Genomic DNA, 7630 nt, shown 5'->3' on the forward strand with positions numbered 1-7630 from the left:
ACACCAAGAATTTTGTCGAAAACGTTGTGCAACACCCACGAGACGCTTGTGCCTTGGGGTCGGGTGAGACCTGCGCCATGCCAAAGCTTACACCGGGTTTGAACATATAAATTATTGATTATTATCAACTTAAAGAGATCATATGAAGGGATCCGCTCATCGATCCTTTTTTTGTGGCAGTTTATCTTCGGTTTTCAGGAAATAACCTGCTCATGCACCTCATGGCTGGCAGGCGTGAGAGGAAGACTAAAGCTGAAGACACTTCCCACACCTACTTCGCTGGTAGCCCAGATCGAACCGTGATTTTTTTCTACAAAGTCCTTGCAAAGTACTAATCCCAGCCCGGTACCCTTTTCATTGGCAGTGCCGGTGGTGGAGTAGGTCTCCAGTTCAAATAGCTTCGATAATATCCTTTCATCGATGCCTATGCCGTTGTCATGCACAGAGAAAACACCTTTCGCCCCTTCCCGGTGGGCGGTAAGTCTGATCTCGTCACCTTCTGAAGTAAACTTGATGGCATTAACAACCAGGTTCCTGATGACCAGGTTGATCATGTTGGCATCTGCAAAAGCTTCAAAATTATCATATATGTCTACAATAAGTTTCACATCCTTTTTCTCCGCAACCGGCTTTAACAGTGCTGCGTTATCATCAGCGATTTTTTTCAGATTCACGGGCTGAGGCTTACTTTCAATCTTGTACATTTGATTCCTGGCCCAGGTCAACAGGTTTTCAAGAAAATCTGTGGTCATGTCCACTTTTATAGTAAGATCTTCTACCAGCTTTTTCATCTCCTCCCGGGTTAATGCACCTAGGCTAAGCAGATGCAGAAAGCCTTGAATTGATTTTAGTGGACTGCGGAAATCATGTGATACAATCGTAAACAAGTTGTTTTTGATGTGATTTAACTCTTCCAGATTGTTTTTCTGAATACTAATGGATTGATTTTGACTGACAATCTCCTGATTTAATCTTGCCAATTCGGTGTTTTTCAATTCAATTTCTTTATGCTTCTGGGTTAACAGGTTGTTAATCTTTTGTTTACGGCGATTGTTTTTATACAAAATAGAAACAATGATAGCCAGAAAGGTCAAAACCACGACCAATACATTCTGCTGCATCGATTGTCTCTGAATTTGTTCTTCCTGAATGATACGATCTTTGTTCAGTGATTCAATTTGCATTTGTTGTTTCTCGATCTCGTAATTCTCTCTGAGGTTTTTGAGATCTGCGTTTTTTTGAACCTGCGTTAAACTATCTTTCAGGTGTTGGGAAATTTCAAAAAATTGAAGGGCTTTTTCGTGATTTCGCATTTGTTTGTAAGCCTTGTAGCTTATTTCTGTGGTTTCCTGTACGATGTCAATTTTACCAATTTCCTTGGCAATGTCATAGGCATTTTTAGCATAGACGATACTCGTAGGCGGATTACCCATTTTCAGATAGGTTTCGGCCAATATGTTGTACGTACTGGCTTCTCTGGCAACACTATTTAATTCCTGTGTTAATTGAAGACCTCTAAATGATACTTTTTTGGCTTCTTCAAAATGCCCCTGTTTGTTGTAAGTGATGCCAATATTTAGCAGGCTTGAAATCATCCCTTCTTTATTTCCCAACGCTTCCTTTATATGCAGAGATTTATTAAAATATTCAAGAGAAGCTTTATAATTGCCTTTTCTCCGGTAAACAACACCCAGGTTATTGTAGCCATAAGCGAGGCCAATGCTGTCATTTAGCAATTTGTTTATTTCAAGTGACTTTTTATAATATTCCAGGGCCCTGTCAGTTTCACCTTTTTCTTTGTACAACAGCCCCAGATTATTGTATATAGATGCTATACCATCTTTATTTTCTAATTCTTCGTATATTTTTAATGACTCGAGGTAGTGTTTTAGCGCATTCACAAAATTACTTTGCTCATAGTAAAGGACGCCGATGATATTATGCGCTTTGGAAATGTTTATTTTATTGCCCAGGTTTTTCTCCCTTGCCAGGGCCCTGGTTATATAAGCTAGCGCCTGACGATAGTCTGCCCTCCGTACCAGCAGTCTTGCTATCTCCCTTTCAGCGTGGGCCAGGGATACCTCATTCTGTATTCTTATGGCAATTTTTTCTGATCGGTACCCAATGGTCAGGGCGGTATCAGGATTATTTCTGTAATAATAATCAATGCATTTCAACAGTACCTGTAACCGCATTGTATCATTTGTAGCCAGATGCAAATCCTGTTGTAATTGATCTATATTGGTTTCCTGAGCCTGAATATCAGGTGTAAAAGCCAACAACAATAAAATGTAAACAATTTTTTTCATCCTTAACCAAAACTTGGGATGCTTATGCTTATAGCAACAACATAAATCGATCAATAATTTAAAATCACTACTATATACAAATATTCAATGCCTGGTAACCTGAAGGATAATAGTCCTTCTTAGCCATGTATTGTTTTTATTGATTTTTGATGGGAGAAAGAAAAGGAAAAATAGTAATATTCCCAGATTCTTCCATATAGGACACACCAGCGGCTTCCTGAAAGGTGCATAAAATCTTAATCAAACAGGTTTGGTGTAGCGCTTGGAGGAACTTTGTTAAGATGCTGGTAGGCCAGTGCTGTAGCTTCTCTTCCTCTGGAAGTACGTTTTATATACCCTTCCTGGATCAGGAAAGGTTCGTAAACCTCTTCTATGGTTTCTGCTTCTTCCCCGCAGGCGGTGGCGATTGTACCCAATCCGACCGGTCCCCCTTTGAATTTGTCAATAATGGTGGATAGAATTCTGTTATCCATATCGTCAAGTCCATGCTGATCCACATCGAGGGCCTTCAACGCGAGTTCTGCAATACTTTTTGTGATGGTACCGTCGCCTTTAACCTGGGCGAAGTCCCTGGTTCGTCGCAGTAAATTATTGGCAATTCTTGGTGTTCCGCGGCTTCGTCTCGCTATTTCATAGGCAGCATCTTTCTCTATCGGTGTGTTTAATATTTGTGAGGACCGATCGACAATTCCGGAAAGAATTTCGGCATTGTAATACTCCAGCCTGGCGTTAATACCAAACCTTGCCCTCAAGGGGGAAGTGAGTAGCCCTGCTCTGGTGGTGGCCCCGATCAGAGTAAATGGATTGAGGGTAATTTGCACCGACCTTGCATTGGGCCCTGTATCCAGCATGATATCGATTTTGTAGTCTTCCATGGCCGAGTAAAGGTACTCTTCAACGATGGGATTAAGCCGGTGAATTTCATCGATGAATAGTACGTCATGGCTTTCCAGGTTGGTAAGTAACCCGGCAAGATCACTGGGCTTATCCAGAATAGGGCCCGAAGAGATTTTTATATGGGTGCGTAACTCATTGGCAATGATATACGACAAGGTTGTCTTACCCAGTCCGGGAGGCCCGTGCAGCAACACGTGATCAAGTGCCTCACGCCTTTGTTTTGCGGCCTGGACAAAAACTTTAATGTTTTCCACTACTTTTTGCTGACCGGTAAAATCCCCAAAATTCAAAGGGCGTAACGCCCTTTCTATTTCCTTGTCAGCCTGGGTCATTTGACTGCTATCTCCGCTTAGATAATCTTCTCGCATATGCTGTTGTATATCTGATGGCCATCCTCACGGTATTAACCGCACTTTCCACTAATTTAGTTATATGCCATATAATTTCATAAATAAGCCTTAAATTGCTATAAATTAGATTGACATGAAAAATGTTTTTAATATAAAACGACTTTTTCCTTTGCTGGTAGTCCTTCTATTGTTAATAGTGTGGCAATACCGTAAAAAGGGCCACCTGCCTGCAAATTTTCATATCACAGGAACTACCATGGGAAACATCGTCTATCATGTTAAATACATTGATAAAAAAAACGGACGTAATTACAAAAAGGAGATTGACTCACTATTAATCGCTTTCAATCAATCCTTATCTACATACATTCCTGATTCGGAAATCTCAAAATTCAATAATACCACTTTACTAAAATATGAAAGCAGGTTTTTTTTACCGGTGCTTCATGAAAGTAAAAAAATTTATGAAGTCACTGCGGGGGCATTTGATCCTACCGTAATGCCCTTGGTAAATGCCTGGGGTTTTGGTCCTGACAAAATTGAAAGACCTGATTCCAGTACCATTGACGAGCTAAAAAGGTTGGTGGGCTTTGATCACATATTCTTTGACAGTGTAGCGATTTGTAAATTGAAAGAAGGTGTAAAGCTGGATTTTAGCGCCATCGCCAAAGGTTATGCGGTAGACCTCGTCCTTGACTTTCTCGATGCCAGGGAAATAGATAACATTTTTGTTGAAATCGGGGGTGAAGTGGCGGCCAAAGGAACAAACACTGCAGAAGGCAAGCCATGGAGTGTGGGCGTGGAAGATCCTACAAAGTCAGTGGAAAACAGGGCGCTTTTTACTGCTTTTTCAATAAATAACAAGGCGGTGGCTACTTCGGGAAATTACAGGAATTTTTATGTGCTGGATGGGAAAAAAATTAGCCATACAATAAGTCCTTACACCGGCTATCCGGTGGTGCATTCTTTGTTAAGCGCATCGGTTTTTGCAGATAAATGTATCGAAGCGGATGCCTATGCCACTGCCTTTATGGTGTTGGGACTTGAAAAATCTGTTGAAATAGTAGAAAAAATGGCGGGACTGGAGGCTTTTCTTATCTTTAGCGACCCACAGGGCCAGCTAAAAACATACATGTCCGATAATTTGAAGGCTGAGATATTGAGATGATCTCAAGTTTTTCACGCACCGATATTTTTAAACACATTGTTTTTAAATTATCAATTCATGCTTTTATTTGCAGCAATATTGCAGAAAGAAATAATCCGTCATATGAGTAAAAAAAAGGAATGGTTTGGAGAGTGGTTTGACTCTCCCTATTACCATATTCTTTATAAAAACAGAGACAATACAGAAGCACACACATTTATCGACAATCTTTGTATTTATCTTGGTTTTTCACCACAAGACAAAATTTTAGATCTTGCTTGTGGTAAGGGCAGGCATGCTATCTATCTGAATCACAAGGGCTTTGATGTTGCAGGGATAGATTTATCTGCTGAGAATATCAAATACGCAAGCCAGTTTAGCAATTCGAAGCTGGGCTTTTACATCCACGATATGCGGGAAGTATTTGCCTACGATCAATTTGACTACGTCCTCAATATGTTTACCAGTTTTGGGTATTTTGACTCGACAGATGAACACAAGTCAGCGATTGCGGCGGCCGCAAAAGCCCTTAAAACAGGTGGGAAACTAATTGTAGATTTTCTGAATACATACAAAGTAGTAAACAATCTGGTGCCGGCAGAGGTAAAGGAAGTCGATGGTATTCTGTTTAACATTACGAAAGAAATCAGCAATAATGGGTACATCATCAAAAAAATCAGTTTCGAACATCAGGGACAATCTTATCACTATCAGGAAAAAGTGAAGGCCATAAGGCGGATAGAATTTCTGGAGTTTTTCGAACAGGCCGGACTCTCCTGCAAACAATTATTCGGAAGTTACGATTTAGATTCCTATGAAAAGGAAATGTCTGACCGGATGATATTCATCGTTGAAAAATAAAGTAATATGTTGATCGATATTATAGTCTTATTTTTTTCAGTGTTCCTGACCGGGATGATTTTCCTTTCAAAACCTTTAAAGAAACTCGTTAACTTAAGGCTATTCTTGATTTTTGGGGGCTCCTATCTTTTTTCTCTCACAATAATTCATCTTCTTCCGGAAGTTTTTCATCAGCATGGTGACGGGGTTCCTCCTGGTTACTTTGTGTTGATCGGTTTTTTTATTCAGGTTGCCCTCGAGCACTTTTCCAGGGGTATTGAACATGGGCATGTCCATGTCCATCATGAATCTTCGCACCTTTTGTCAAGGCCGGTGATTTTACTGGTTTCCCTTTCTATCCACGCTTTTTTGGAGGGAACTTTGCTGGCACATCCTACTATTATGGATCATGAACATAATGCCAAGGCCCTGCTGATAGGGATCGTTTTACATAAAATTCCGGCTGCCATTGCTTTGTGTTCAGTATTGATGCCTGTGATCGAAAGCCGTGGAAAAATAGTTTTCTATATTACTGTTTTTGCGATAGCTTCTCCTATTGGCCTGTTGTTAAGTGATTATTTGATCGCAGTGGATGTGTTGTCGAATGACCTGTTTTTGATATTATTTGCCCTGGTCAGTGGAAATTTTCTACACATTTCCACAACCATCTTTTTTGAAACCAGTCCCGAACATAAGCTAAGTGCACAAAAGCTAATCATCAGCATGCTGGGTGCTTCGATAGCTGTGGTAGCCGAATTTTTACTGTGATTTTTTTTTGTGTAAAGATGATCGGCCCTGTTGGCAGAATTGGGCGATTTAGTGGTTTTTTGTCCGTTTTTGAGGCATTGTGTGTTCATATTTTATACAACAAAAGTGCCTAAAAAAATACACTAATGGCCGGAACTGTTTTCGACTCGCTAAAATGATTCCTATTGAGCCGAAAACGGATTGACCAAGCTTTTATGAAAAGTTGGCACGCATATTGTTTTCTTAACTTGCAGAAACTAAAACACCGGGAATGCCAGACAGGTAGGGAGAGTGGAAAGGTGATTGTAGTAATTGTAAAGAGCTCCCGGGATAGATTAAAACTAAAGAAGGAAGTCCGAGGTTGTAAAGCGTCTCGGAATAAAACTTCCGGATAAATCATAGATTTACCAAAAGCTACTTTGGCGGTTTGGATAAAACTAAAAAAGAGCGAAAGGTATCAGGCCCGGAGAGCAAACGCTCTCCTTTTTTTGTTTAAACAAAAAAACTTTTAAGGTAATGGAAACCTTTTAAGGGTCGAGAGGGTCTTTACACTGAATTGATTGAGAGATTTTTATAAAAAAAATTACATTTCCATAACAATTTAATAATAACTACGGTAATAAATACCAAAAATCATATTTTTGCGTGATTGTAAATAAATAGGTCATGATCAATATATTAAATAAAAAAGCAGCTAAAAAATATAGGAAAGGGGAGATCAATACGTTTGACGGATCTTACATTAATAAATTTGATCTTGCATTAAAGAATTTTGAGATCTTTGTAAAAGAAGAAACCGGCAGAAGTTTCAAGAAAAAATAATGCATTATTATCCTATTGCTTTGATAATCTCTTTTGAGGTTTAAAATAAATTCATAATTCCGGATTTTCTGAATCTGGTTAAATCAAATGGAGGCATCCCCTTATTGTGGTAATGTTTTTTGTGGCAGCTTCTAAACAATTCCCAAATGGATTCGGCCATAGGCCCACTGCCAGTCATTCTCCTTCCCCATCGACTGTCATTTACCTGCCCACCATGAACTTCCGCAATTTGGTTCCATACTTTGTTAAACCGATCCGGAAAATTCTTTTCAAGCCAATCCTTAAACAGGTATTGAATGGATCCATTGAGCCTCACAATCGTCATACCGGCATCAATGGCACCTGCTTCAGCCGCTTTTTTCATGATATGTGGTATTTCATGATTGTTTAGACCCGGAATAATTGGTGCTACCATTACACCCACCGGTATTTTTGCTGCGGATAGCTTTTCTATGATCTTAAGCCTTTGATATATATTGGCGGTACGGGGCTCCAGTTTTAGCCGTAACTTTTCGTTC

The 7630-nt window shown here is 39.8% G+C and carries 7 protein-coding genes; 4 read left to right on the plus strand and 3 right to left on the minus strand.

Translation table 11 applies throughout. The features are described 5' to 3' along the window. Positions 1 to 194 precede the first annotated feature (194 nt). Both AC04NP_RS29995 and ruvB read right to left on the minus strand, forming a co-directional pair. On the minus strand, positions 195 to 2309 hold the full coding sequence (locus AC04NP_RS29995) for a tetratricopeptide repeat protein (RefSeq protein ID WP_482863804.1): 2115 nt from the start codon (positions 2307 to 2309) through the stop codon (positions 195 to 197). A 236-nt stretch (positions 2310 to 2545) separates the two neighbouring features. Next, entirely contained in the window at positions 2546 to 3574 is a 1029-nt protein-coding gene (gene ruvB, locus AC04NP_RS30000) for a Holliday junction branch migration DNA helicase RuvB (RefSeq protein WP_482863805.1), read from the minus strand. Positions 3575 to 3689: 115 nt separating this feature from the next. Between ruvB and AC04NP_RS30005 the strand changes: the two genes are divergently transcribed. From AC04NP_RS30005 to AC04NP_RS30020, 4 genes are all read left to right on the plus strand, one after another. Then, complete coding sequence (locus tag AC04NP_RS30005) at positions 3690 to 4724, plus strand: FAD:protein FMN transferase (RefSeq protein ID WP_482863806.1); 1035 nt, start codon at positions 3690 to 3692, stop codon at positions 4722 to 4724. 102 nt (positions 4725 to 4826) lie between these two features. Then, positions 4827 to 5564, plus strand: a complete 738-nt coding sequence (locus AC04NP_RS30010; protein ID WP_482863808.1) for an SAM-dependent methyltransferase — start codon at positions 4827 to 4829, stop codon at positions 5562 to 5564. Between the two features lie 6 nt (positions 5565 to 5570). Further along, positions 5571 to 6311: a ZIP family metal transporter gene (locus AC04NP_RS30015; RefSeq protein WP_482863809.1), complete on the plus strand. Its 741-nt coding sequence runs from the start codon at positions 5571 to 5573 to the stop codon at positions 6309 to 6311. 645 nt (positions 6312 to 6956) lie between these two features. After that, positions 6957 to 7112: a hypothetical protein gene (locus AC04NP_RS30020; protein ID WP_482863811.1), complete on the plus strand. Its 156-nt coding sequence runs from the start codon at positions 6957 to 6959 to the stop codon at positions 7110 to 7112. 40 nt (positions 7113 to 7152) lie between these two features. Here the strand turns inward: AC04NP_RS30020 and AC04NP_RS30025 are convergent. Then, a partial coding sequence (locus AC04NP_RS30025) for an SPL family radical SAM protein (protein ID WP_482863812.1) occupies positions 7153 to 7630 on the minus strand: 478 nt, incomplete at its 5' end.

This window comes from Agaribacillus sp. DX54 (assembly GCF_056858335.1).